We start from the raw sequence: 23,248 nt of genomic DNA, 5'->3' as shown, positions 1-23,248 counted from the left end.
GAACTCTGATAAGATAGAACCATAGCAAAAGGATTGTTACTGGTCAGCAGGCAAAACCTAGATAAATACGAAAAACTAATGGGAGTAGTGTATGCTCATCCCAATTGGTTCTTGGTATTTATTTAGGTTTTTTTCGTTGAAAAAGCCTCAAAGAAAACTAGGATCCTAGACAAGAAAGGAGCCCTTATGGCTAAATATACTGAATTAGCTGAAGACATTCTCAAACACGTTGGTGGCAAGGAAAATGTCAATAGCTTGAAACACTGTGTGACACGTTTGCGCTTTGATTTGAAAGATGAGTCTAAAGCAGATGATGACTACCTTAAGAACCGTGACGGTGTTGTTACTGTTGTTAAGGCAGGTGGTCAATATCAGGTGGTTATAGGTAACCATGTCCCTGATGTTTATGCGGAGGTTCTCCAGGTTGGCAGTCTTCCAGCGGGTGGTAGTCTTGATATTGATGAAGGTGATGCGCCTAAAGGGAATCTCTTTGACCGCTTTGTATCTTTGGTTTCAAGTATTTTCCAACCTTTCCTTGGGCCTTTGGCTGCAGCCGGGATTATCAAAGGAATAGTCGCTGTCATGGCAGCATGTGGCCTGTCAGCTGCAACAAGCCCTATGTATGTAATCTTGAATGCAGCAGGAGATGGTTTCTTCCAGTTCTTGCCAATCTTGATTGCCTTGACATCTGCTCGTCGTTTCAAGGTTAATGAGTTTACAGCTATTGCGATTGCAGGAGCACTTGTTTATCCTGATATTGCTACGATGGTGACTGCTCTTCAGAAAACTGGTCAGGGTCATGTTCTAGGAGTTATTCCCTTTGCGCTTCCTGCAGGGGGCTACCTCTCAACTGTAATGCCTTCTATCTTGGCCGTTTGGGTGGCTTCATACATTCAAAAATTCTTTACCAAGATTACTCCTGATGTCATTAAAGTCTTTGTAGTACCTTTCTTTACATTGCTCATTACGGTACCATTAACATTCTTGGTGGTAGGACCAGTTGCTAATACTTTCTCTGATGGATTGACAAATCTTTTCCAAGCGATCATGAACTTTAGTCCGATTGTCTTTGGTCTTATACTCGGTATCTCGTGGCAAGTCTTGGTTATGTTCGGAATGCACTGGGCGCTTGTTCCCCTTGCTATCCTAGATGTGGCAACAAACGGAAGTTCTATTATTCTTTCGGCGGCTATTCTTCCATGTTTCACGCAAACAGGTGTGTTGGGAGCTATCATGCTTAAAACGAAAGAAGAAAAAGTCCGTACCATCTCTATGCCAGCCTTCATTTCATCTATTTTTGGGGTTACAGAACCTGCTATCTATGGGGTAACCCTTCCAATGAAAACGCCATTCTACATTTCATGTGGTGTTTCAGGACTTATGGGGGCTGCCATGATGGCCCTAGATATTAAGACGTATTCAATAGGTGGTCTGGGTGTATTTGTCTTCCCAAGCCTTATTGGGCCTGACGGTAACCTTTCTAAAGTTATCTTTGCCATTATTATTGCCATTGTGGGTGGTGTTCTTGCCTTCCTCATCCAACTCTTTGTACGAGTGCCAAATCTATACGGTGGTGGAGCAGCTAAGGTTGAGGAAAAAGCTGAAGAAGTCGCACCTGTTCCTAAAGAAATTCAACAAGAAATTATTGCGAGCCCACTTATCGGGAATATTGTCCCACTTGACCAAGTTCCTGACCAAGTCTTTGCCTCAGGAGCTATGGGTAAGGGTATCGCTATTGACCCTACCGATGGGGTAGTGGTCGCACCAGCTAAGGCAACGGTTAATTTAGTCTTCCCTACTGGTCATGCGATTGGTTTGACAACTGAAAATGGTGCAGAGCTTCTCATCCATATTGGTATGGACACTGTTTCTCTTGCTGGTAAAGGCTTCAAGACCTATGTGGAAGCAGGTCAAGTTGTAGAAGCAGGACAAAAACTTATAGAATTTGACCTAGCAACTATCCGAGAGGCTAAATTACCAGTTATCACGCCAGTCATTGTGACCAATACAGCTGACTTTAATGATGTCTTAACGACTAAAGAAGCTCGTGTTAACACCGGTGACTATCTCCTCACAGCTGTTAAATAAAAAAGAAATCCGAGAATCAACTTCTCGGATTTTTGTTTATTTGAATTTGTAGTCTTTAACGACTTCAACGGAATTAACCGTTACATTCTCTTTTGGTTTGCTGTTGTCATCGACTTCAAGGTTAGCAATGGTATCAACAACATCCATACCTTTGATGACTTGTCCAAAGACAGTATATTTGGTATCACCAGCTGGGTAACCACCTTTTTTGTAGGCGTCAATGATAGGTTTTGGATAGCCAGCATTTCCTAATTGCTTGCTTTGATCGTCCTTGTTTTGAACAATGTAGAATTGGCTGCCGTTTGAATTTTTAGCACCAGTATTGGCCATGGCAAGTGCGCCACGGATGTTGTAGAGGAATGGTGTAGGCTCAACAGCGAAACCTTTCTTCCAGATAGATTCTCCGCCAGTACCGTCACCCTTAGGGTCACCACTTTGAATCATGAAGTCCTTGATGACACGGTGGAAGGTAAGTCCATCATAGTATTTGTCCTTGGCATGTTTCAAGAAGTTTTCAGAAGCCTTAGGAGCAAGTGTAGGGAAGAGTTTGACTGTGATATCACCCTTTGAAGTATGGAGGATAACTTCAGCTTCGTCCTTACCGACCTTATCTGACAACTGTGGGAAGGCATCTTTTCCAGATTTTTGGGCTTTTTCTAATTGTTTAGTGAATATCTTATTATCAACATAAGCATCTCCACGAACGGCGCGTGCGATGTTCTCACGAAAGGCAAAACCTAGGCCTGCGATAACAAGTACAATAATTAATGGAATGTACTTTTTAATGTTTTTCATATATAACTCCTTTGGTGCATTATACCTACTATTGTAGCAGAAAAAAACCTTTTGGGAAACGGTTAACAGGGGTCTTTAAATATGGTAGAATGGGATTATCAACAAGAAAATGAACAATGGGACTAGATAGAGGGAAAAGGTTGCCTTAGGCTATGCCTGGCTTTTGAAGGGACGCATGCTACTTGCTCTTATCAGAGATAGGTGTCTAAATCCTAACTATAGAAAACTTCGCTAAGCTGAAGTGACCTCTTGTTTGGATTTCTTGAAAAAAGGAGATTTTTATGTCAACTAAAGCAGAATGGGCTGAACTCTTTGAGTCGGTACACGGGCGTAAGCCTAGCCCCCAAGAATTTTTGGATGCTAAAGCAGCTGACTTTGATACAAGTGCTTTGGCTGCTCAAGCAGCATCTGTAGAAGCACCAGCTAATGAACCTGTCGCTGAAGAAGTAGCTCCAGAACCAGTTGCTACTGAAGAAGTCACAGAACAAGATGATATCGCAGATGTGGCTGAAACAGCTGAAGATGCTGTCGCAGAACAAGCAAGTAGTGAATCACCATTTGGTGCAGAATCTTTCTCAGAAGCACCTGTGCAACAACCAACACCACAATTTGATTCAAGCATGTTTGAAAAGGCACCTATCTCTTCAGCTCAAGGATTTGGAACAGTTCCTAATCCAGCAGAAGCTGGCTCAGCAGATAACCCTCTTTTCAATCTTATCTTGCCAATCGTTGCGATTGCACTTTCAGTAATCTTTGCAATTTTGGCGTGGTTTGTAAGTCCTGCTTGGGTCTTCATCATCTTGACAGTCCTCGCAGTTGCAGTAGCAGTTGTTTCGCTTGTTTTTAGCCTTAAATCAAGCAAGAAATTGCTTTCAATCATTGCAACAGGCGTTGCTGGTCTCATGCTCTTTGTGTCTATTGGTGGTTTGATTTTCCAAATCTCTCAAAATGCTAGCAACAACAACACAAGCTCAAGCAAGACATCAAAAGTTGCTGATAAAGACGACGATGACGCTGACAAGAAAGATGACGACAGCGATTCAAGATCAGACTCAAAAGGTGATAGTACTGATGTCAACGACTACATTGACAAAAATGCTAAATTTGATTGGAATGAATCTAAGTTCAAGAAGTTGAAAGCAGGTAAAGACACTGTTAAATCAATCGTTAAAACATACGGCAAGGCGTCAGATGCTGAGGTGTCAGGTGATGAGTTGAAGTTGACATACTCTGGTAAAGACTATGGCGAGAGTGTCTACCTAAACTTTAAGAAACAATATGACGGTACATTTATCTTGTCATATGCTTCAGGTAGATTCCCTCAAGATAAGGTAGAAGTTGATAAATCTTATAAATCTGATTGGACAAAAGAACAGTTTGATGCTCTCAATAAGGGTGATTACACTGATCCATCAAATGGTACGAAACTTGAAGATGTCGTTAAGGATCACCCTAAAGCTTCAAGTGCAGAATACACGATTTCAACATCTCGTCAAGGTGAATTCACAAAAGAAATGACTATTTCTTATAGTGATTATAAGGCTGAAGATGGCAAACTCAAGAGTGTTTACTTGTCATTTGATACCAAAGAAGGTGAAGATACATTCTACCTTACTTATAAATCAGGTCCAGATGAGGATTAATTAAGGGACAGGAGGGGAAACCTTCCTGTTTTTTCTTGATAGAAGGAGAAAGCTATTGAAATTCTTAAATTATACATTCGAGCAAAGCCAGTCTCTTGTCACTAAGGAAACTGTAGACAAGCTCAATCAAAAAGGGAGCTGGAAACGATTTATTGGCTTGTTTATCACTTCAATTGTTATTTATTTCTTCTCTATTGCCATGTCTTTTGTAGTATTGTAAAATTTTACTGCCTTTAGGTTCTAATGTACTACCATTTCGTACTTTTAAGAGGTACTATTCTCCTCGTTGCGTAATGACTTGGAGCGTTGCATCCTAGTTTCTAAGGACGTTGCGCATATTTTACTATTCGTTGCGTGCTTTTAGTCATGGGTCTTGATAAATTTAAAGTAACAAATCTGAGGAGGTATTCTTAATGTTACAATTTATTAAGAAAAACAAAACTAATTTTATATAAGTGCTTACTTTTGGATTAATGGGGTTGATACTGAAACCTTTAGTTAATTTATTGGTCAGTTTATCAAACAGATATCCGTGGGTTACGAGAATGTTATTGTTTCTATTACTCGTTGCTACTTACTTTATTTATAAACATCCTCTCTATATAATAGTAATAGCAATTTTGTTAGCAGAGCCTTTTATCAAAGAATAGAAATAAGCTAGGGGTATTAAAATGGACATTGCTACGTTGATTAAAGAATATAGAATTAAAACAGGTATGACTCAGCAAGAACTTGCAGATAAAGTATTTGTTACTCGTCAGACGATTTCTAAATGGGAATTAGGAAAAAGTGAACCTGATAATGTTTCACTGGAACTATTATTTAAAGAGATGAATATTGAAAAAGAATCTCAAAAAGACATTAAAGCTAATTTAATTAGCAGAAAAAAATTTTACTTACAATAATTGCCGTTTTATTCTCTCCATCGATACTTATTATTAGACTATTGGTACTTAAAATAGGCAAGATAGAAAATAAAAAATTAGTCATTTTGATAAACACCTTTCTCTTTATAATCATTGGAATTTATATGAAGAGTTTAAAGGATAATATATACTTTGGTTTCTTGGGAATCATTGCAATTTATTATAGCCTATATAGTTTTTATAAGCTTAGTTTGGAGATTAAAAAGGACTAGATCCCTAGCTATACATTTAAATATAAAAAACTAGTCTTACTAATATTGAACTGCCCCAAAAAGTGTGATCGAAAAAATCTTACTTTTGGGTGCAGTTCTTTTCTTCGTTCATTCATTTTCATAAGATATCTTGTCACTTAAGCATCTAAGGCAATCTCAAAAAAATCTCTATTATATCCGACCTTATTTTCATAAGACCAGATTAAAGTATGATAAAATAAAGAAAAAGAGATAAAGGAGTCGGCTATGGCAACTAGAGAAGAATGGGTGCGTCACTTTGAGGACGTCAATGGACGTAAACCAAGTCCTGAGGAGTTTATGGAAGCTAAGAAAGAGAGCTTTGTCATTGCTTCGGAGGAACCAAGTGTCCAAGTGTCTGAGCAGGTTGAGGCTCAGCAGGTGGATAGCTCTGAAACTACTGAAGAGGTGACAGCTGACTCAGTAGCAGATACGCAACCAGACGAGGCTCAGGTGGCATTAGAGGAGGAAGCACCTAAGCCAATGCCTGAGTTGAATATGGAGAAAGAGCAAGAAAAAGAAACTCCAAAGACAAATCAGATACCTTTGGAAAATCCTTATTACAAACCTAAAGTAACCAAGAACAATGCTTTTGTTAATATTGCTTTGCCGATTATTATCCTAGTTTTGGGGATTCTATTCGTCATTTTGTCTTGGACGCTTCCTTTCGGTTTTGTCTTTACTTTCCTTGCTTTCTTCCTTATCATTCTAGCTATTGTGACTTTGGTTTTGAGTCTGAAGTCGACACGCAAGGCACTTTCTATTATTGCCCTAGTCATGTCAATCATCTTCTTCATGACTTCGCTTGCTGGAGCAGGCTATCAAGCAGTGAAATTTGTCATGAACCATGCTGAGCAGTTCCAAAGTGACGGTCACGATAGAGCTTATCTGTACATCGATGAGAATTATAAGTTTGACTGGACTGAGGATCAGTTTAAGGAGTTGAAGGTTGGTACTTTGACATTGGACGAGGTCTTGGATGCTCACGGTAAGGCGACTGATGCCGAGTATAGTGATGCTTACGAGGAAGATAAACCAGATTTGTTAGATCTTACCTATAGAAAAGAAAACACAGATGGAAACAACTATGTTCGTTTGACTTTCGAGCAAAAAGACGGTGTCTATGTTTTGAAATCTGCCTCAGCAACCTTCGACTATGATAAGGTCAAAGAAGTCGATGACTATCATAGCAACTGGACAAAAGATGACTATGAAAAGTTGTCTGTAGGTACACAAGCTGATTTGCTCAAGGGGACACGACTTTCTGAGGTTGTTGAAAAACACCCAGAGGCTAGTTTCACTTATCATGAAATGACACAAACTGAACAAGGCGATCTCACTCAGTCAGTCAGTCTTAGCTACCGTGATTATAATCCAGAAAGTGGTAAGGTAGGTACTGTTCGTTTGACCTTCGACTATGACAAACGTGAAAACGAGTACTTCTTGACAGACAAATCAGACGAATAAGACTACTTTTTAATTAATTCAAGCTCAGGGGTGCCTGAGCTTTTTAGTATCAACAAAAGAGGATAAAATCTGGTATAATAGGAGTGATTGATTTTTCAAGAAAGAAGTGTCACACATGAACATACAACAACTACGTTATGTCGTAGCCATTGCCAACAGCGGAACCTTCCGTGAGGCAGCCAGCAAGCTCTTTGTGAGTCAGCCTAGCCTTTCGGTGGCTATCAAGGATTTGGAGCAGGAGCTGAATTTCCAAATTTTCACCCGTACAACGACGGGGGCTGTCTTGACCAGTCAGGGCATGACTTTTTACGAGCGTGCACTTGAGGTGGTACGCAGTTTTGATAGTTTTGAAAATCGCTATCTCAATGCTTCTGAGAAGGGCAATCAGTTTTCGATTGCCAGTCAGCACTATGATTTTTTGCCACCTTTGATTACGACTTTTTCAGAGCGTTACCCTGATTACAAGGATTTCCGTATCTTTGAGTCTACGACTATTCAGATTTTGGATGAGGTAGCCAAGGGGCACAGTGAGATTGGAATTATCTATTTGAACCGTCAAAATAGCAAGGGGATCCATCAAAATATGGATAAGCTTGGGCTTGAGGCCATTGATTTGATTCCGTTTAAAACGCATATTTATCTTCGTAAGGGGCATCCTCTGGCTAAAAAAGAAAGTCTAGTTATGGAGGACTTGGCAGCCTTACCTACAGTGCGTTTCACTCAGGAGAAGGACGAGTATCTTTACTATTCTGAAAACTTTGTGGATACGTCAGATTCGTCTCTGATGTTTAACGTGACAGACCGTGCAACTTTGAACGGTATCTTGGAGCGTACAGATGCCTATGCGACGGGATCTGGTTTCTTGGATGCACAAAGTGTGAACGGGATTACGGTTATTCCGCTTGAGGATAATTTGGATAACAAGATGGTTTATGTTCGTCGTAAGGGGATTAACTTATCATCTTGTGCTCTCAAGTTTGTCAATGTTATGTTTGACTACTTTGATACATACAAACCATAGGAGGACTTATGCGTAAGGTTGCGATTCCTTTGACTATCTTGGCTTTGATTGGTTTGGATCAGTGGGTTAAACATTGGGTTGTGGCAAATATTGCCCTTAACCAAGTTATCAAGGCGATCCCTGGACTTTTCAGCTTGACCTATCTACAGAACCGTGGTGCTGCCTTTTCGATTTTACAGGATCAGAAATATTTCTTTGTGATTTTGACGGTTCTAGTGATTGGTGCGACTCTGGTTTATCTGGTTAAAAATTACCAGAAGAGTCTTTGGTTGGTGCTATCTTTGGTTTTGATTATCTCAGGTGGTATTGGTAACTTTATTGACCGTGTGCACTTGGGTTACGTGGTTGATATGGTTCAGCTTGATTTTATTGATTTTGCAATATTTAACGTGGCAGACTCCTATCTAACGGTGGGCGTACTGCTCTTGATTTTAATCTTATGGAAAGAGGAAAATGGAAGTCATCATTAAAGAGGCGGGAAACCGTCTGGACAAGGCTTTGGCAGATTTGACAGAATTGTCACGTAGTCAGGCCAATGAAGCGATTAAGGCTGGAACGGTCTTGGTTAATGGTAAGTCGGCAAAGGCCAAGTATGCGGTTAAAGAGGGTGATGTCATCACCTATGAATTGCCAGAAGAAGAGGTCTTGGAATACAAGGCTGAAGATATTCCTTTGGATATTATCTACGAAGATGCGGATGTGGCAGTGGTCAACAAGCCTCAAGGCATGGTTGTCCATCCATCAGCTGGTCACACGTCTGGTACCTTGGTCAATGCCCTAATGTATCATGTCAAGGACCTCTCGTCTATCAATGGTGTGGTGCGTCCAGGGATTGTCCACCGTATCGACAAGGACACGTCTGGTCTCCTTATGATTGCTAAGAATGATAAGGCTCACAATGCTTTGGCGGCGGAGCTTAAGGATAAGAAGTCCCTTCGCAAGTATGTGGCTATTGTGCATGGCAATCTACCTAACGATCGAGGCGTGATTGAGGCTCCGATTGGGCGTTCAGATAAGGACCGCAAGAAGCAGGCAGTCACAGCTAAAGGAAAACCTGCAGTAACACGATTTACCGTTCTTGAACGTTTTGGCAACTATACTTTGGTAGAGTTGCAGCTGGAAACAGGTCGTACGCACCAGATTCGTGTGCACATGGCTTATATTGGTCACCCTGTGGCAGGAGACCCTCTTTATGGGCCACGCAAGACACTCAAGGGCCATGGCCAATTTCTACATGCTAAGACCCTTGGGTTCACGCATCCTACGACTGGAGAATTGGTCGAATTTACAGCGGAAGAACCTGCTATTTTCAAGGAAACCTTGGAGAAGTTGAGAGAAGCGTAACAGTTATTAAACGGATAGTCTTTCTTGGGAGGGGCGTCCGTTTTTTTCTTGTAAAAGAGTCTGAAATTTGCTATAATTTACCTAATTAAATAAGTCCTTTAATCACTGTCCAGAGAGGCAGGCAAGGAGCCATGAGAAGTGTACGGGTGAACTGTACTCATATTTTTGTGTATCTCCTTGTTTTCGAGGGGATTTTTTTGTATTTAGAAAGGTTCTTTTTATGAAGAAAAAAGAGATCGTCGATGACGTAACCATGAAACGTGCCATTACACGTATCACTTATGAGATTATTGAGCGTAACAAAAATCTCGACAAGATTGTCTTGGCTGGTATTAAGACACGTGGTGTTTATATTGCACAGCGTATCCAAGAGCGCTTGAAACAGTTGGAAAACCTTGATGTGCCATTGATTGAGCTTGACACTAAGGCTTTCCGTGATGATGTTAAGGCTGAGCAAGACACATCTGTTTTCCCTATTGAAATTGATGGTACAGATGTTATCCTTGTGGATGATGTGCTTTACACAGGTCGTACGATTCGTGCAGCTATTGATAATATCGTTAGCCATGGACGTCCGGCGCGTGTTGGTTTGGCTGTCTTGGTTGACCGTGGTCACCGTGAATTGCCAATCCGTGCGGACTATGTTGGTAAAAATATCCCAACTAGTGAGTCAGAAGAAATCGAAGTTTTGGTCGCAGAAGTTGATGGTAAAGATAGCGTCAACATTATCGATCCAAGCTAAGTTGACTGACGGATAGGGTGAAACGCCCTTTGTATCTTGTTAATTGAACACGGGACTCATTTCTTAGGAAAAAAGATAAGTCTCCTAGCACTCTTTGGAGTGCGTTGTCAACTTCCTATTTTTCTACAGAAATGTTTGGCTAAGCCAAAGCGTCCCTTTGTATCTTATTAATTGAACACGCCCTAAGCCTTGTGCAAAAAAGATAAATATTCTTAGGAGCTGGCGCTCCGTCATCATATTTCCTATTTTTGCTTTAGGCTTTAGACGGGCTTTGTATCTTAATTTTAAGGAGTCCTTTGATATCGTGAATAACGTAAAATATGATGTGAATGATATGCCAAAACCTGGTTTATTGGTTGGTTTGTCATTCCAGCACTTGTTTGCCATGTTTGGTGCGACGGTGCTTGTGCCGATTTTGGTTGGGATTGATCCCGCTATTGCTCTTTTCTCATCTGGTTTGGGAACTTTGGCTCACTTGACGGTGACCAAGTACAAAATTCCAGCTTACATGGGTTCTAGCTTTGCCTATATTGCGGCTATGCAGACACTTATGAAGACGGATGGGATTGCAGCGGTGGCTCAAGGTGCTATGGCTGGTGGTTTGGTTTACTTGCTTGTGGCTCTGATTGTTAAGTATGCGGGTAAAGACTGGATTGATAAGGTCCTTCCTCCAATCGTGGTTGGTCCCATTATCATGGTGATTGGTTTGAACCTTGCAGCCAATGCAGTCAATGATGCGACAACTTTAAATAAAAGCTATAGTATCTATGCTCTATTGATTTCGATGGTCACCCTCTTTGCGGTTATCCTCTTTAACATGTATGGCAAGAAGATTGTCGGTGTTATCCCAATTTTGCTTGGTTTAGTTGTGGGCTATATTTTCTCAGCAGTTCTTGGTTTGCTGACAGGACATAGTTTTATCAATTTCTCAGAGGTAGCGGCGGCACATTGGATTCAAGTTCCAAACTTTGATATTCCATTTGTGGATTATAGCTTTAAGCTCTACCCAAGTGCGATTTTGACCATGGCTCCGATTGCCTTTGTGACGATGACTGAACACTTTGGTCACGTCATGGTTCTAAACAGTTTGACTGAGCGTGATTACTTCAAAGATCCAGGACTTGACCGCACCCTTACTGGTGATGGTTTGGCACAGATTATCGCTGGGTTCTTTGGAGCTCCTCCGGTAACTTCTTATGGTGAAAATATTGGGGTTATGGCCCTCAGTAAGGTCTACTCAGTTTACGTTATTGCGGGCGCAGCAGTGATTGCGGTCTTGATGAGCTTTATTGGGAAGCTATCAGCACTCTTGCATTCTATTCCAACTCCTGTATTGGGCGGTTTGTCTATTGCCCTCTTTGGGGTTATCGCTGCTAGCGGTTTGAAAATTTTAGTTGAACATAAGATTGATTTTGATAATAAAAAGAATCTCTTGATTGCTAGTGTTATCTTGGTTTCTGGTATCGGTGGTTTGATGATTGACCTTGGTGGTCTTCAAATTACGGGTGTGGCAAGCTCAACCATTCTTGGTATCTTGCTCTACCAAATTTTGCCAGATCCTAAAAAAGGTAGCAAAGATTAGTCAATCAATTTAAAAGGAAAAACTATGGCGATTGCAGATGGAAAAGTGTCACTGAAACATTTGGTGACAATGGAAACCCTCACGAATGAAGAGGTCTTGGGCCTGATTCGTCGAGGTGGAGATTTTAAAAATGGCAGAGCTGATTTCCAGCTGGATCGACAGTATTTCGCTGCCAATCTCTTTTTTGAAAATTCAACACGAACGCACAAGTCCTTCGAAGTGGCTGAGAAAAAACTTGGCCTAGATGTGATTGAGTTCGATGCTGGAACTAGCTCGGTGAACAAGGGTGAGACCCTCTATGATACGATCTTAACCATGTCTGCTTTGGGCGTGGACATCTGTGTGGTCCGCCACTCGGAAGTCGATTACTACAAGCAGTTGATTGATAGTAGAACTATTCAGACCTCTATTGTCAATGGTGGTGATGGTTCAGGGCAACACCCAAGTCAGTGTTTGCTTGACTTGATGACCATTTACGAAGAGTTTGGAACCTTTGAAAATCTTAAGATTTGTATTGCAGGTGATATTACGCATTCGCGTGTCGCTAAGTCAAATATGCAGATTCTCAAGCGTTTGGGAGCTCAGCTTTATTTTGCTGGTCCTGCAGAGTGGTACTCGAATGAGTTTGATGTTTATGGTCAGCATGTGGCCATTGACGACGTCATTGAGGACTTGGATGTTCTCATGTTGCTTCGTGTTCAGCACGAGCGTCATGGGGATGACAAAGGATTTTCAAAAGAAGACTACCATGCTCTCTATGGTTTGACTGAAGAACGTTATGCCAAGTTAGCTGATCAGGCGATTATCATGCACCCTGCTCCGGTTAATCGTGATGTGGAGATTGCTGATAGTCTGGTTGAAGCACCTAAGGCTCGTATCGTTGCTCAGATGCAAAACGGGGTCTTTGTCCGTATGGCAATTATTGAAGCTATTTTAAATGGCAAAGCGTAAACAACGTTAACCGATTCCTGAGAGAATCAGACGAAAAAGAACATGGGCTAAATCTTTGAAAAGAGACAAATCTTCCTAGAGGCTGGAGCTTCTCTGTTGGATTTGCTTTTCATTCAGATGTTTAACGCCCTTTGTATCTTAGTGAAAGGAACAATTTACTATAATGGCAAAACGTTTACTTATTTTGGAAGACGGCACTATTTTTGAAGGTCAGGCCTTCGGTGCTGATGTGGATGTGACGGGTGAAATCGTCTTTAATACTGGTATGACAGGTTATCAAGAATCTATCACAGACCAGTCTTACAATGGTCAAATTTTGACTTTTACTTATCCACTTGTTGGTAACTACGGTGTTAACCGTGACGACTATGAGTCAATTAAGCCAACGACTAAGGGTGTCGTTGTGTCAGAGGCTAGCCGTCGTGCCAGCAACTGGCGTAACCAAATGACCTTGGATGAGTTTTTGAAGGCGAAAAACATCCCTGGTATCTCTGGTATTGATACACGTGCCTTGACTAAGATTATCCGTCAACACGGTACCATGAAAGCCACTTTGGCCAGCCCTGGTGACAGTATCGAGCACTTGCAAGATCAATTGCGTGCGACTGTTTTGCCAACGAATAATATTGAGCAGGTATCAACTAAGACAGCCTACCCAGCACCAGGTGTTGGTAAAAATATCGTTTTGGTTGACTTTGGTCTCAAGCACTCTATCTTGCGTGAGTTTTCAAAACGTGATTGTAACGTGACTGTTGTGCCACATGATATCACTGCTGAAGAAATTCTCCACCTTAATCCAGATGGTGTGATGTTGTCAAATGGTCCAGGTAACCCTGAAGATGTACCGTATGCACTTGATATGATTCGTGGCATCCAAGGTAAAATTCCAATCTTTGGTATTTGTATGGGTCACCAGTTGTTTAGTTTGGCTAATGGTGCCAAGGCCTACAAGATGAAGTTCGGTCACCGTGGATTTAACCACGCGGTTCGTGAAATTGCGACTGGTCGTGTTGACTTTACCAGCCAAAACCATGGTTATGCTATTGACCGTGAGTCACTTCCAGATTGCCTCATGGTAACACACGAAGAAATTAACGATAAGTCAGTTGAAGGTGTTCGTCACCGTGACTTCCCAGCATTTTCAGTGCAATTCCACCCAGATGCAGCTCCTGGTCCACACGATGCTAGCTATCTCTTTGATGAGTTTTTGGAATTGATTGATGCTTTCCAAGCTGAAAAAGCACGTCGTTAATTGCAACTGTCTAGTGACTATAGTGGGGATGACTCTTGTTCGCCCCAGTCTACTACCTTATTTAATGACAACCAGAGAGTTGTCAAATAGAAAGGAGAAGATACAGGTTCACGGAAGTGAACACGCCCTAAGGACTATGTGAAAAAGATAAACGGTGACTAGACGCTTGGGCGTCGTCGTCACGTTTCCTATTTTCACTGGGTCCTTAACGGGCTTTGTATCATAAATTATGCCTAAACGTTCTGATATTAAAAAAATTATGGTTATCGGGTCTGGTCCTATCATCATCGGTCAGGCTGCTGAGTTCGACTATGCTGGTACGCAAGCCTGCTTGGCCTTGAAAGAAGAAGGTTACAGTGTTGTCCTTGTCAACTCTAACCCTGCGACAATCATGACTGATAAAGAAATCGCAGACAAGGTTTACATTGAACCAATTACGCTTGAATTTGTCACACGTATTCTTCGTAAAGAGCGTCCTGATGCTCTCTTGCCAACACTTGGTGGACAAACTGGTTTGAACATGGCAATGGAATTGTCAAAAGCTGGTATTCTTGAAGAGCTTGGAGTAGAGCTTTTGGGAACAAAATTGTCTGCCATTGACCAAGCCGAAGACCGTGACCTCTTCAAACAATTGATGGAAGATTTGGAACAACCAATTCCAGAATCTGAAATCGTCAATACAGTTGAAGAAGCAGTTGCCTTTGCGTCAGAAATTGGTTACCCAGTTATCGTGCGTCCTGCCTTTACCCTTGGTGGTACTGGTGGTGGTATGTGTGCCAACGAAGAAGAACTTCGTGAAATCGCTGAAAATGGCTTGAAATTGTCACCAGTAACACAATGTTTGATTGAGCGTTCTATCGCTGGTTTCAAGGAAATCGAATATGAAGTTATGCGTGATGCCGCAGACAATGCTCTTGTGGTATGTAACATGGAAAACTTTGACCCAGTTGGTATCCACACAGGGGACTCAATCGTATTTGCCCCAACACAAACCTTGTCAGATATTGAAAACCAAATGCTTCGTGATGCCAGCTTGAAGATTATCCGTGCCCTTAAAATTGAGGGTGGCTGTAACGTACAGTTGGCTCTTGACCCTAATAGCTTCAAGTACTATGTTATCGAAGTAAACCCTCGTGTATCACGTTCATCAGCCCTTGCCTCAAAAGCAACTGGTTACCCAATCGCCAAATTGGCAGCCAAGATCGCTGTTGGTTTGACACTTGATGAAATGATTAACCCAGTCACTGGTACAACTTATGCCATGTTTGAACCAGCTCTTGACTATGTGGTTGCTAAGATTCCACGTTTCCCATTTGATAAATTTGAACACGGTGAACGTCGCCTTGGTACTCAGATGAAAGCAACAGGTGAAGTTATGGCTATCGGTCGTAACATCGAAGAGTCACTTCTTAAAGCCTGCCGTTCACTTGAAATCGGTGTTTACCACAATGAAATGTCTGAGCTTGCGGACGTCACAGACGACGCCTTGGTTGAAAAGATTGTCAAAGCTCAAGACGACCGTCTCTTCTACCTTTCTGAAGCCATCCGTCGTGGATATACTATTGAAGAATTGTCAGAGTTGACTAAGATTGATATCTTCTTCCTTGACAAATTGCTCCATATCTTTGAATTAGAACAAGAATTGGCTACTCACGTAGGCGATGTTGAAGTTTTGAAAGAAGCTAAACGTAACGGTTTCTCTGATCGTAAGATTGCTGATCTTTGGAATCAAACAGCCGACCAAGTTCGTGCGACACGTTTGGAAAATAACATTGTTCCTGTTTACAAGATGGTTGATACCTGTGCGGCTGAGTTCGAGTCATCAACACCATATTTCTACTCAACTTACGAGTGGGAAAATGAATCAATCAAATCTGATAAAGAATCTGTCATCGTTCTTGGTTCAGGTCCTATCCGTATCGGACAAGGGGTTGAGTTTGACTATGCGACAGTTCACTCTGTAAAAGCTATTCAGGCTGCAGGTTACGAAGCTATCATCATGAACTCTAACCCTGAGACAGTTTCAACAGACTTCTCAGTTTCAGATAAACTTTACTTCGAACCATTGACTTTCGAAGACGTGATGAACGTTATCGAATTGGAACAACCTAAGGGTGTTGTGGTTCAGTTTGGTGGACAAACAGCCATCAACTTGGCAGAGCCATTGTCTAAAGCTGGTGTGAAAATCTTGGGTACACAGGTTGCTGACCTTGACCGTGCCGAAGACCGTGACCTCTTTGAACAAGCCCTTAAAGATCTAGATATCCCACAACCACCAGGACAAACAGCGACAAATGAAGAAGAAGCGGTTGAAGCAGCTCGTAAGATTGGCTTCCCAGTTCTTGTTCGTCCGTCATACGTTTTGGGTGGACGTGCCATGGAAATCGTTGAAAATGAAGATGACCTTCGTTCTTACATGCGTACAGCCGTTAAGGCAAGTCCAGACCACCCAGTCCTTGTTGATAGCTATATCATCGGACGTGAGTGTGAAGTGGATGCCATCTCTGATGGTAAGGATGTCTTGATTCCAGGTATTATGGAACACATCGAGCGTGCAGGGGTTCACTCAGGGGACTCAATGGCAGTTTACCCACCACAAACCCTTTCTAAGAAAATCCAAGAGACTATCGCTGACTACACTAAACGCTTGGCTATTGGTCTTAACTGTATCGGTATGATGAACATTCAGTTCGTTATTAAGGATGAAACGGTCTATGTTATCGAGGTTAACCCACGTGCCAGCCGTACCGTACCATTCTTGTCTAAGGTGACTGATATCCCAATGGCTCAAGTTGCTACAAACTTGATTCTAGGTAAATCATTGGCTGAGCAAGGTTACAAAGATGGTCTTTACCCAGAAAGTAACCATGTCCATGTCAAAGCACCAGTCTTCTCATTCACAAAATTGGCTAAGGTAGATAGCCTCCTTGGACCTGAAATGAAATCAACTGGTGAAGTTATGGGGACAGATGCGACTCTTGAAAAAGCGCTCTACAAAGCTTTTGAAGCATCTTATCTTCACTTGCCAACCTTTGGTAATGTTATCTTTACTATTCATGATGATACTAAAGAAGAAGCCCTTGATTTGGCACGTCGCTTCGATGCTATCGGTTATGGTATCTACGCAACTGAGGGAACAGCTAAGTTCTTGAATGAACACGGGGTTCACGCAACGCTTGTTAACAAATTGGGGGAAAATGACGATAACGACATTCCAGCCCTCGTTCGTACAGGTAAAGCGCAAGCTATCATCAATACGGTTGGTAACAAACGTACTTATGACGAAGACGGAGCAGCTATCCGTAGCTCAGCTATTGAAGCAGGAATTCCACTCTTCACAGCGCTTGATACAGCAGATGCTATGGTGCGTGTGCTTGAAAGCCGTAGCTTTACAACAGAAGCTATTTAATCATGAAATAGAGTCTCAGCTTTGCTGGGGCTTTTTTATTGAAGACAAAGTTTTCTTTTGAGACTTTTCTTAAGTGATGACGGACGTCAGCGACCTTCTGCAAAGTTCCATGACTAAGTTTTGAGCCGAAAGTCTCAAAACTTCCGAACGCCTGAAACTAATCGTTTCAGACGTTTTTATCACTGCGAAAAGTCTCGGTATAAGCTTACTAGGTTCGCAAAATCTATTTCATATTTAAAAATAGTTTAATTATGTTCTGAGTCTCAGCTTTGCTGGGGCTTTTTTCTTACACAAATGTAAGCTAACAAATGCAAATGAAAGCTAAGACTATGGTTTTGTTTCCAAAGATTCTGCTATACTAGAAACATGATTATTACCACATCTTTACGTGAAAATGAGGTCTTGATTGCACGTGCCCAAGAATTAGCTCACGAGCTAGGAGCTGACTACCAGCCTCGTCGCAAGTTATCCTTGGCAAAATGTTTAGAGCGATTTGGAGCTTTTTATCTTCTATATAAGGATAGACTGTCTTTTGTCAATGCGGATGGCAGTGAGCTGTCCTTTCATCCAGATACGGCAGTTCTTCGGATTAAGGCGCCACACGATGCTCTAGTCAGTCTTTTAGGTTCGTCTACCAAGTCTATTCTAGACACGACTATGGGTCTGGCTTCCGATAGTCTAGTTATGGCGGCAGCGGGAAATAAGGTGACTGCCCTTGAGAGTCAAGAAGTGATTTTTCAGGTGGTTTCTCGTGGTCTGGCCACTTATCAGACAGATGACAAGCAACTTGAAAAAGCGATGCGGTCTATTAAGACCATTAAGAGCGATAGCTTATCCTTTTTGAAGTCTCAGGCTGATCACTCTTTTGATATCGTCTATGTAGATCCTATGTTTTCAGAGACTATCAAGGAATCGGAAAATCTACAAGCTATCAAACCTCTAGCTAATGGCAGCCGTCTGACAGAAGAATGGTTAAATGAGGCTAAGCGTGTCGCACGAGAAAAAATTATCATCAAGGCACATTTTCGAGATACCGTTTTTGAAGAACTTGGGTTTGAACGTCAGATTCGTCCCAATCAAAAGCTACACTATGGTGTCATGGATTTAAGCAAAGGCCATTGACACTGAAAGTTAAAAGTATTACAATTGTTTTATTTATATGATACAAAAGAAAAGAGAGACTTATGCGAAAGAAAATCAGTCCAAAGTTATTTAAAAATAAAAAAAGAGTTTGGATCATTGGAGGAATTGGCTTCCTTGTCCTTTTGGTCCTAGGATTTAACCTTTTTGCAGGTGGTGGCAAAGATGATAAGGCTTCCGAGTCCCCTACAGCAAGTATGGTAACCAAGGGGCAGTTGGCCTCGTCCACCCTTCTGACTGGCATGGTGAAGGCTCAGTCGGAACAGTACGTTTATTTTGACAATACCATTGGACGCAATGCCACTGTGACAGTCTCTGTTGGTGAGGAAGTTAGCGTTGGTCAGCAACTGGTCCAATATGACAGCACCTCAGCCCAAGCGGCTTATGATACGGCTAGCCGTGCCTATAATAAGGCAGTTCGTGACCGTAATTATTTCCAACAGTATGGGACAGCTCCTGCGGCTTCGACACAAACAAATAGTGATTCGGATGAGGATGATTCGACGACTACCGTTAGCCCTCAACAGCGTCAGCAAACCGAGGCAAGTAATTACCAAACCTTGCAAGATTATAATGATGCCGTTGCCAACGCAGCATCAGAGCTAGAAAAGGCACAAGACGTCCTAAACCAAACAGTCATTGTTTCAGATGCTAATGGAACAGTCGTAGAGGTTGCGGACTCTGTGGACCCTGCTTCAAAAGAGAGCCAGACTCTAGTTCATGTGACCAGTGAAGGCCAATTTGAGATTCAAGGAACCTTAACAGAATATGACATTCCAAATATTTCAGTAGGTCAAAAGGTCAAAATTACTTCCAAAGTATACCCAGACCAAACTTGGACAGGTAAAGTCAGCTACGTTTCCAATTATCCTAAGCAAAATGCCAACCAGTCAACGGGGACATCTGGCAACTCAGGTCAGTCAGGTTCTCAGTATGAATACAAGGTTCAATTAACCAGTCCAATTGGTAAGCTCAAGCAAGGCTTCAATGTATCTCTTGAAGTGACCAAAGATGACGATGCCCTGTTAGTTCCAGTAACTGCTGTGACCAAGAAAGGCTCTGACAACTACGTCTGGGTTTACGATGACGAGAGTCAAAAAATCAAGCAGGTCAAGGTCAAACTTGGCAATGCAGATGCTAAGCAACAAGAAATTGCCTCAGGACTTAAAGAAGGTCAAAAGGTTATTACTAAGGCTGAAAAATCCTTTAAGAATGGTGAGACCCTAAAGGATGTGACAGATGCCGATAGCAAAAAATCAAAAGACACTAGTGGAGAAGAGGTGAAGTCTAGTGACTAAGCCAGCACTTATGGTCTTAAAAGGCATCACTAAGTCTTTCAAAAATGGCCAAGAGTCCTTGCAGGTCCTTAAGGGGATTGACTTATCAGTTGATGAAGGTGACTTCGTGGCAATCATGGGCCCTTCTGGTTCAGGTAAATCAACCCTCATGAATATTATTGGACTTCTTGATCAACCAACTACAGGTTCCTATCAACTCGAGGGCGAGGATGTGGCTGATCTCTCTGAAAACCGCCTGGCCAAGGTAAGAAATGACCAGATTGGCTTTATCTTTCAGCAGTTTTTTCTCTTGCCAAAGTTAAGTGCCCAAAAGAATGTAGAGCTTCCCTTGATTTATGCGGGGAAATCTCCACGTGAACGTAAGCAAAGGGCACAACAATTCTTGGAAAAAGTCGGCTTGTCAGACCGCAGACATCATTTGCCGTCAGAGCTGTCTGGTGGACAGAAGCAAAGGGTGGCTATTGCGCGTGCACTGTCTAACGATCCGGCAATCATTTTGGCGGATGAACCTACGGGTGCGCTTGATACCAAGACAGGAACCCAGATTATGGATCTCTTAACCCAGCTAAACCGAGAAGGGAAGACCATTGTCATGGTTACCCATGAACCAGAGATTGCGGATTATGCCCGACGTAAGATTGTCATACGTGATGGGGAAATCACCCAAGACACAACGGACAGCGTTCGGATAGACTAGGAGGTAAGAATGGAAAATTGGAAATTTGCTCTTAGTTCTATTCGTTCTCACAAGATGCGGTCCTTCCTGACCATGTTGGGGATTATCATTGGTGTTGCTGCGGTAGTACTTATCATGGGTCTAGGAAATGGGATGCGTCAGAGTGTTACCGATAGTGTGACAGGTGATAAGGATACCGTTCAAGTCTACTATGAAGCCAAGGGTGAGGAGCTAGATCCTGCCTATGCGGACCTGTCACATCCGACCAAACCGGTTAAAGAAGTTTGGTTGGAGCAAGTGGCTAGGCAGACGCCTGGTATCGATAGTTATTTTGTGACCAACAGCCTAACTTCCTCTATCTCCCTCCAGAAAAAGACTGTGAAGAATGTTAATATCACAGGTGCCAGCCAGGGCTACTTTAAAGCTAAAAAGTTAGAGATGTTGACAGGACGTTCCTTGCAAGACAATGATTATAAAAACTTTTCACGAGTCATTGTCATTGATCAGATGGTGGCTAAAAAACTCTTTGAGACGAATGAGGATGCCCTTAACCAAGTGGTTACTATTGGGAAAAATGATTATCGTGTGATTGGTGTTTATAAGAATAAAGACACAGCAATCGGTGCCTATGGTGAAATTGGAACAGCTCTTGTGGCCAATACCCAGTTAGCAGCTGAAAATAACACTGATGCTATTGGCCAGATTTTTTTCCATGTGACCGATGTGAAAAATAGTAGTAGTGTTGCTAAGGATGCTGCTAAACGCTTGACCCAGTTGGCCCAAGATGATAACGGGGAGTACAAGGCAGCAGATATGAGCTCGACCTTAGATCAGGTGAACACAATCTTTGGAACCATTACCACCGTTGTCGGAGCTATTGCTGGGATTTCACTCTTAGTTGGTGGAATCGGTGTTATGAATATCATGCTAGTTTCGGTAACTGAGCGGACACGAGAGATTGGTCTTCGTAAGGCTTTAGGAGCCACACGCTGTAAAATCTTGACTCAGTTTTTGATTGAATCGATGGTTCTGACCATCTTGGGTGGTCTGATTGGTCTAGGTTTTGCTGCCCTAGTTGTTGGGCCGATTGGAAGTGCTATGGATCTTAAAGCGACGGTTTCTCTTGGTGTAGCCATGGGAAGCATAGCTTTCTCAGCAGCTGTAGGGATTCTCTTTGGTCTCCTACCGGCTAATAAAGCTTCGAAACTCGATCCTATCGAAGCTCTTAGATATGATTAGACATGACCTCTTGAAATCTTTGGATTTTGAGAGGTTTTATGCTTTTCAAAAAAGATAGAGAAAAAAACAAAAAAAATTGCATTTTTTTCTTGACGTCTGATTTAGGTCGTGATATTATAAATGAGGTTTGAAAAAACTGACCTAAGACAGTTGGGGAGTTAAACTCATAAACATCCAACCGAGGCACAAAACGTAACTATTTTTTTGTAACGTATTGTACTTTCGTGTCTAGGTTTAGGTACGATTTTTTTGTGCCTAGCCCAAAAATAAAAACGGAGGTAAAACTACTAATGAGTGAAGCTATTATTGCTAAGAAAGCTGAACAGGTTGCGATTGTCGCTGAGAAAATGAAAGCTGCAGCATCTATCGTTGTTGTTGACTCTCGTGGACTTACAGTTGACCAAGATACAGTTCTTCGTCGTAATCTTCGTGAATCAGGCGTTGAATTTAAAGTTATCAAAAACTCAATCTTGACTCGTGCAGCTGAAGAAGCAGGTCTTGAAGACCTTAAAGGACTCTTCGTTGGTCCATCTGCAGTAGCATTCTCAAACGAAGATGTTATCGCACCAGCGAAAGTTATTAGCGAATTTGCTAAAGACGCAGAAGCTCTTGAAATCAAAGGTGGTGTTGTTGACGGCGCGTTCACTTCAGTCGAAGAAATCAACGCTCTTGCATCACTTCCAAACAAAGAAGGTATGCTTTCTATGCTCCTTTCTGTACTTCAAGCGCCAGTGCGCAACGTTGCATACGCTGTCAAAGCGGTTGCAGAAAGCAAAGAAGACGGTGCTGCGTAAGCTCATCTTCACAACTCGTAGCCTAAGCTACGTTTAAAAAATTATATTAAAAAAACACATTTGGAGGAAATCACAATGGCATTGAACATTGAAAACATTATTGCTGAAATTAAAGAAGCTTCAATCCTTGAATTGAACGACCTTGTAAAAGCTATCGAAGAAGAGTTTGGCGTAACTGCTGCTGCTCCTGTAGCTGCTGCTGCAGCTGGTGCTGCTGACGCTGGTGCTGCTAAAGATTCATTCGACGTTGAATTGACATCTGCAGGCGACAAGAAAGTTGCTGTTATCAAAGTTGTTCGTGAAATCACAGGCGAAGGTCTTAAAGAAGCTAAAGCTATCGTTGACGGTGCACCATCAGTTCTTAAAGAAGGTGTTGCTGCAGCTGAAGCTGAAGAACTTAAAGCTAAACTTGAAGAAGCTGGAGCTTCAGTTACTCTTAAATAATAAGGTAACGACTCAAGTCGCTTAATAAAGAAAACCAGGGCATCAGCTCTGGTTTTTTATTGCGATAAACGATTATGAGAAACTGTTTGAATTAATGGCTCTTTGTCAACTGTAGTGGGTGACGAAAAGCTAACATCTAGAGAGGACCTGATAGGTCTTCTCTTTTTTTATGTTTAGAGTGATGAAGACACGTTTCTTAAAGTTGAT

Annotated in this window: 20 protein-coding genes and 1 other annotated feature; of the genes, 19 read left to right on the top strand and 1 reads right to left on the bottom strand. The window is 41.9% G+C overall.

Annotated elements, in window-relative coordinates:
* Window positions 1-186 precede the first annotated feature (186 nt).
* The gene (locus HMPREF2877_RS06515; RefSeq protein WP_070579269.1) at window positions 187-2,088 is read left to right on the top strand and encodes a beta-glucoside-specific PTS transporter subunit IIABC; all 1,902 of its coding nucleotides are present in this window, start codon (window positions 187-189) and stop codon (window positions 2,086-2,088) included.
* Window positions 2,089-2,124: 36 nt separating this feature from the next.
* Here HMPREF2877_RS06515 and HMPREF2877_RS06510 read toward each other — a convergent pair whose 3' ends face one another.
* The gene (locus HMPREF2877_RS06510) at window positions 2,125-2,883 is read right to left on the bottom strand and encodes a peptidylprolyl isomerase (RefSeq protein ID WP_002886160.1); all 759 of its coding nucleotides are present in this window, start codon (window positions 2,881-2,883) and stop codon (window positions 2,125-2,127) included.
* A gap of 281 nt (window positions 2,884-3,164) precedes the next feature.
* On the opposite strand from HMPREF2877_RS06510, the gene HMPREF2877_RS06505 reads away from it, so the two are divergent.
* The 18 genes from HMPREF2877_RS06505 to rplL all read left to right on the top strand — a co-directional run bounded on the left by HMPREF2877_RS06505 (window position 3,165) and on the right by rplL (window position 23,041).
* Entirely contained in the window at window positions 3,165-4,526 is a 1,362-nt protein-coding gene (locus HMPREF2877_RS06505) for a hypothetical protein (protein WP_070579266.1), read from the top strand.
* Between the two features lie 55 nt (window positions 4,527-4,581).
* Complete coding sequence (locus HMPREF2877_RS10965) at window positions 4,582-4,746, top strand: hypothetical protein (RefSeq protein ID WP_004183021.1); 165 nt, start codon at window positions 4,582-4,584, stop codon at window positions 4,744-4,746.
* 451 nt (window positions 4,747-5,197) lie between these two features.
* Complete coding sequence (locus HMPREF2877_RS11270; RefSeq protein ID WP_070579263.1) at window positions 5,198-5,431, top strand: helix-turn-helix transcriptional regulator; 234 nt, start codon at window positions 5,198-5,200, stop codon at window positions 5,429-5,431.
* Between the two features lie 479 nt (window positions 5,432-5,910).
* Window positions 5,911-7,149: a CD20-like domain-containing protein gene (locus tag HMPREF2877_RS06495; RefSeq protein WP_070579260.1), complete on the top strand. Its 1,239-nt coding sequence runs from the start codon at window positions 5,911-5,913 to the stop codon at window positions 7,147-7,149.
* 115 nt (window positions 7,150-7,264) lie between these two features.
* Entirely contained in the window at window positions 7,265-8,170 is a 906-nt protein-coding gene (locus HMPREF2877_RS06490) for a LysR family transcriptional regulator (RefSeq protein WP_002886225.1), read from the top strand.
* An 8-nt stretch (window positions 8,171-8,178) separates the two neighbouring features.
* The gene (gene lspA / locus HMPREF2877_RS06485; protein WP_070579257.1) at window positions 8,179-8,640 is read left to right on the top strand and encodes a signal peptidase II; all 462 of its coding nucleotides are present in this window, start codon (window positions 8,179-8,181) and stop codon (window positions 8,638-8,640) included.
* Window positions 8,624-9,514 carry an RluA family pseudouridine synthase gene (locus HMPREF2877_RS06480; RefSeq protein WP_002886027.1) on the top strand — a complete coding sequence of 297 codons (891 nt, stop codon included), beginning with the start codon at window positions 8,624-8,626 and terminating at the stop codon, window positions 9,512-9,514. The genes lspA and HMPREF2877_RS06480 overlap by 17 nt, the downstream gene beginning before the upstream one ends.
* A 220-nt stretch (window positions 9,515-9,734) precedes the next feature.
* Window positions 9,735-10,256 (top strand): bifunctional pyr operon transcriptional regulator/uracil phosphoribosyltransferase PyrR, encoded by a 522-nt coding sequence (pyrR, locus tag HMPREF2877_RS06475; RefSeq protein ID WP_002886175.1) that lies wholly within the window; start codon window positions 9,735-9,737, stop codon window positions 10,254-10,256.
* Window positions 10,257-10,560: 304 nt separating this feature from the next.
* Window positions 10,561-11,838, top strand: coding sequence for a uracil-xanthine permease family protein (locus HMPREF2877_RS06470; protein ID WP_002886039.1), 1,278 nt, complete (start codon window positions 10,561-10,563; stop codon window positions 11,836-11,838).
* Window positions 11,839-11,862: 24 nt separating this feature from the next.
* A complete protein-coding gene (locus HMPREF2877_RS06465; RefSeq protein WP_002890256.1) occupies window positions 11,863-12,789 on the top strand; it encodes an aspartate carbamoyltransferase catalytic subunit in 927 nt (308 codons plus the stop codon).
* A 163-nt stretch (window positions 12,790-12,952) separates the two neighbouring features.
* Entirely contained in the window at window positions 12,953-14,041 is a 1,089-nt protein-coding gene (locus HMPREF2877_RS06460; protein WP_002885900.1) for a carbamoyl phosphate synthase small subunit, read from the top strand.
* 229 nt (window positions 14,042-14,270) lie between these two features.
* Window positions 14,271-17,450 (top strand): carbamoyl-phosphate synthase large subunit, encoded by a 3,180-nt coding sequence (gene carB / locus HMPREF2877_RS06455; RefSeq protein ID WP_070579254.1) that lies wholly within the window; start codon window positions 14,271-14,273, stop codon window positions 17,448-17,450.
* A gap of 366 nt (window positions 17,451-17,816) precedes the next feature.
* Entirely contained in the window at window positions 17,817-18,572 is a 756-nt protein-coding gene (locus HMPREF2877_RS06450; protein ID WP_070579251.1) for a class I SAM-dependent methyltransferase, read from the top strand.
* A gap of 62 nt (window positions 18,573-18,634) precedes the next feature.
* On the top strand, window positions 18,635-19,888 hold the full coding sequence (locus HMPREF2877_RS06445; RefSeq protein WP_070579248.1) for an efflux RND transporter periplasmic adaptor subunit: 1,254 nt from the start codon (window positions 18,635-18,637) through the stop codon (window positions 19,886-19,888).
* Window positions 19,889-19,898: 10 nt separating this feature from the next.
* A complete protein-coding gene (locus tag HMPREF2877_RS06440; protein ID WP_229052037.1) occupies window positions 19,899-20,585 on the top strand; it encodes an ABC transporter ATP-binding protein in 687 nt (228 codons plus the stop codon).
* A 9-nt stretch (window positions 20,586-20,594) separates the two neighbouring features.
* A complete protein-coding gene (locus HMPREF2877_RS06435) occupies window positions 20,595-21,803 on the top strand; it encodes an ABC transporter permease (protein WP_070579242.1) in 1,209 nt (402 codons plus the stop codon).
* Window positions 21,804-21,925: 122 nt separating this feature from the next.
* Window positions 21,926-22,062, top strand: a sequence feature (ribosomal protein L10 leader region).
* A 31-nt stretch (window positions 22,063-22,093) separates the two neighbouring features.
* Window positions 22,094-22,597 carry a 50S ribosomal protein L10 gene (rplJ, locus tag HMPREF2877_RS06430; protein WP_004183007.1) on the top strand — a complete coding sequence of 168 codons (504 nt, stop codon included), beginning with the start codon at window positions 22,094-22,096 and terminating at the stop codon, window positions 22,595-22,597.
* 75 nt (window positions 22,598-22,672) lie between these two features.
* Entirely contained in the window at window positions 22,673-23,041 is a 369-nt protein-coding gene (rplL, locus tag HMPREF2877_RS06425) for a 50S ribosomal protein L7/L12 (protein ID WP_037613517.1), read from the top strand.
* Window positions 23,042-23,248 lie beyond the last annotated feature (207 nt).

The organism is Streptococcus sp. HMSC072D03, from assembly GCF_001812855.1.
Taxonomy (GTDB): Bacteria; Bacillota; Bacilli; order Lactobacillales; family Streptococcaceae; genus Streptococcus; species Streptococcus salivarius_D.
The sequence above is the reverse complement of the archived record's forward strand: the minus strand, read 5'-3'. Positions and strand labels throughout refer to the sequence as shown.